This is a genomic window from Christensenella sp., assembly GCF_034927525.1.
In the GTDB taxonomy this organism is placed as follows: domain Bacteria; phylum Bacillota; class Clostridia; order Christensenellales; family Christensenellaceae; genus Christensenella.
This window is the reverse complement of the sequence record NZ_JAYFPU010000220.1, coordinates 1-2954: the sequence shown is the minus strand read 5'-3', so window position 1 is coordinate 2954 and position 2954 is coordinate 1. Positions and strand designations below refer to the sequence as shown.

The following is a 2954-nucleotide window of genomic DNA, read 5'->3' as shown; positions in this document are numbered from 1 at the left end:
TGAGGACATGGATGAACAGACTGAAGCGGTACAGCGGATGCAGGATTATATCGGGGTGCATGTGACAGAGGAAATCACCCTCTCGGATTTAGCCCGGGTCTCCTGCTTTTCCCCCTTTTACGCCCACCGGCTCTTTCGGACTCACACGGGGTTCACCCCAGCGGAGTATATAAGGAAGCTCCGACTGGCCCAATCCGCCCTGCGGCTGAAGGCGGCGGGCAGTCGGGTCACTGATGTGGCCTTCGATTTAGGCTTTGGCAGTGCCGATGGCTACACCCGAGCCTTTCACCGGGAGTTCGGCTGTAACCCCGGGGCCTACGCCCGCTCACCCATTCCCATCACCCTCTTTGTTCCCTATGGTGTGAAATTTCGAGCATTGCGAAAGGAAAAAATCGACATGGAAAAACTGCAAAGCGTTTTCGTGCAGGTCATGGAAAAGCCAGAACGGCAGGTCATCATCAAGCGGGGGATCGCCGCGACGGAGTACTTCGCCTATTGTGAAGAGGTGGGCTGTGAGGTGTGGGGCACCCTGTTGAGTATGGATAGCCTGGAAGGGGAACCGGTGTGCCTGTGGCTGCCCGAGTCCTATAAGACCCCCGGTACCTCCACCTACGTCCAGGGGGTCGAAGTCCCGGCGGACTACAACGGCTCCATCCCCGAGGGCTTCGATACCATTACCCTGCCCGCCGAGCAATACCTGGTATTCCAGGGTGAGCCCTTCCCCGAGGAAGACTACTGCGAGGCCATCCTCGCCCTCCAGAAGGCCATGGACCGCTACGACCCCAGCCTCATCGGCTACGCCTGGGACGATACCCAGCCCCGGATCCAGCTGGAGCCTCGAGGAGAGCGGGGGTATATTGAGATGCGGGCGGTGAAAGCAGTAGAGTAATGGATTCAAAATGAAAAGGCAGGTGTCCGACCGTCGGGTTGGGGGCTTGCCTTTATTTTTGGATAAATAGGGGATTGGTGGTATAATAAACCTTATAATTTTGGAGCTTCAACCGGTGAGCATCGGCGCTGTAAGGCCTTAGAGGCCTGGGGATCAATTGAGGAGGTGTCCATGGAACTCGGAATGACCATTCCACTGCAAAAATTCATAAAGGCTTCGGCGCCTCCCTACGGCATCGAGGACAATGCACTTTTTTGTTGGGAGGTCCACGTTGTTGAGGCGTTGGAGTCCCAACGTCTTTTTATTGTCAATGCTCAAAATCGATTTACCGTGGTGCTGGGGAATATGGCACCCGGGGAGTGGCAGAATCTAACCGCGGTGGTGTCCTCTGGCATTGAGACGGCTTTGAGGGATATTGGAGCAGGAGATAGGGCTGTCTCCAATTATTTTAATCAGGCGGGACCCGCGCTGTGGACGAAGACCCATGGTCGAAGTCCGGTGGCTGGCTTAAACCATATGGTGAAACATTATCTGTGGCGGCCCCTGTCATTGGTAACGGAGAAACAGTTCCAACGGGAGCAGAGCCGTTGGTTGAACAGGATGCCCTTTAAATATTTTGATTATCGCGGTACAGAAGAGCTGATGTGGGAGGCGTTACAAGCATTAGTTTAAATTGATAAACGGGTCACCCTAGCCGTAGCCAGTAGCGCGCCTGTTTTTATGACTAATGGAGGTCAAAAAATGCTTATATTCATTCGAATACTCATATCGTAAGATGTTTGGGGAATACATGGTCTACGTAGAGGATCGGCCGGTGCTGCTGGTATGCGATAACACGGTGTATGTGAAGATGCTCCCCGAGGTTTAAGGCGTATTGGCCGGGGCAGAGACCGGGAAACCCTACGAGGGAGCCAAGGTCCACTACATCCTGGATATTGAGGATGTGCCCCTGTGCCAGTCGGTTATTGGGATATTAAAGACGGTTATCCCGGTGCAAAAACCCCGGAAGCCGAAAAAAATAAAATCACCTTAAAAAAGTTAACCCTCCTTGACAGAATGTTCAGGAGGGTTTATTATTACAAGCACAGACACCCCCGGGGGGTGTCGGAATGAATGGGAGTAGAAAGAGGGAAAATCAATGAAAGCAGATGAAAAGAAGGTGCTTCGGCTCCTTAAAACAGCCCGGGGCCAGATTGATGGGATTATTAAAATGGTGGAGGAGGATCGATACTGTATGGATATTTCCCATCAGTTGATGGCGTCCCAATCGGTTTTACGCCGGGCCAATAAGGAGGTGCTCGCCGCCCATCTGAAATCCTGTGTCAAGAATGCCCGGACGGACGAGGAGATGGAGGAGAAGGTGGACGAGCTGGTGGCCACGTTGGATAAAATTATGAAGTAGGCACAGGAGAGCTGTTCGCGTCAAGTCGACACGGACTATATTCATATGACGGACGTCTGTGGGTCCAGGTTTTGGACAGCATCGTCGTGGAATTTTTTGAGAATTGAGGTAACAACATTGGAAAAAGAACGGTTTGATATAACAGGGATGACCTGTTCCTCCTGTTCCTCCCGGGTGGAGAAGGCAGTGGGTGATTTGGAAGGGGTGGAGACGGCGGCGGTGAATCTGTTGACCAATTCCATGGTGGTGGATTATAACCCCGATGCGGTGGACCCCCAGGAGATAGTCTCGGCGGTGGAGAAGGCGGGCTATGGTGCCGTCCCGGTGGAGGTGAACACGCCGGGAAGTGGCAGCAAGGTCACCCAGGCAGACCCCACCAATGTGGCGGAGATGGCCATTAAAGAAATGAAGCATCGAATTATCGTGTCCTTTGCCTTCCTTATTCCGCTGATGTATGTTTCTATGGGAAGTATGGTGGGTCTGCCTCTGCCAGGATTTTTAACGGGAATGGAGAATTCGGTATCCTTTGCCTTTACCCAGTTCCTCCTTACCCTGCCGGTGGTGGTGGTCAATCGGAAGTACTACAGCACGGGGTTTAAGACCCTATTCCACCGTGCCCCTAATATGGATAGTCTCATTGCCGTGGGCTCCGGGGCGGCCCTG

At 53.1% G+C, this 2954-nt stretch carries 4 protein-coding genes; all 4 read left to right on the top strand.

Features of this window, described 5'->3' with window-relative positions; genetic code table 11:
- Window positions 1-7 precede the first annotated feature (7 nt).
- Window positions 8-889, top strand: coding sequence for an AraC family transcriptional regulator (locus VB081_RS09160; RefSeq protein WP_323400515.1), 882 nt, complete (start codon window positions 8-10; stop codon window positions 887-889).
- 171 nt (window positions 890-1060) lie between these two features.
- Window positions 1061-1561, top strand: a complete 501-nt coding sequence (locus VB081_RS09155; protein WP_323400514.1) for a DUF6933 domain-containing protein — start codon at window positions 1061-1063, stop codon at window positions 1559-1561.
- Window positions 1562-2027: 466 nt separating this feature from the next.
- Complete coding sequence (locus VB081_RS09150) at window positions 2028-2291, top strand: metal-sensing transcriptional repressor (protein WP_323400513.1); 264 nt, start codon at window positions 2028-2030, stop codon at window positions 2289-2291.
- Window positions 2292-2408: 117 nt separating this feature from the next.
- A partial coding sequence (locus tag VB081_RS09145; RefSeq protein WP_323400512.1) for a cation transporter occupies window positions 2409-2954 on the top strand: 546 nt, incomplete at its 3' end.

Excerpts from the sequence above, each read along its gene's own strand:
- VB081_RS09155 (WP_323400514.1), top strand. The coding sequence starts at position 1,061 with ATGGAACTCGGAATGACCATTCCACTGCAAAAATTCATAAAGGCTTCG.
- VB081_RS09150 (WP_323400513.1), top strand. The coding sequence starts at position 2,028 with ATGAAAGCAGATGAAAAGAAGGTGCTTCGGCTCCTTAAAACAGCCCGG.
- VB081_RS09160 (WP_323400515.1), top strand. The coding sequence starts at position 8 with ATGGATGAACAGACTGAAGCGGTACAGCGGATGCAGGATTATATCGGG.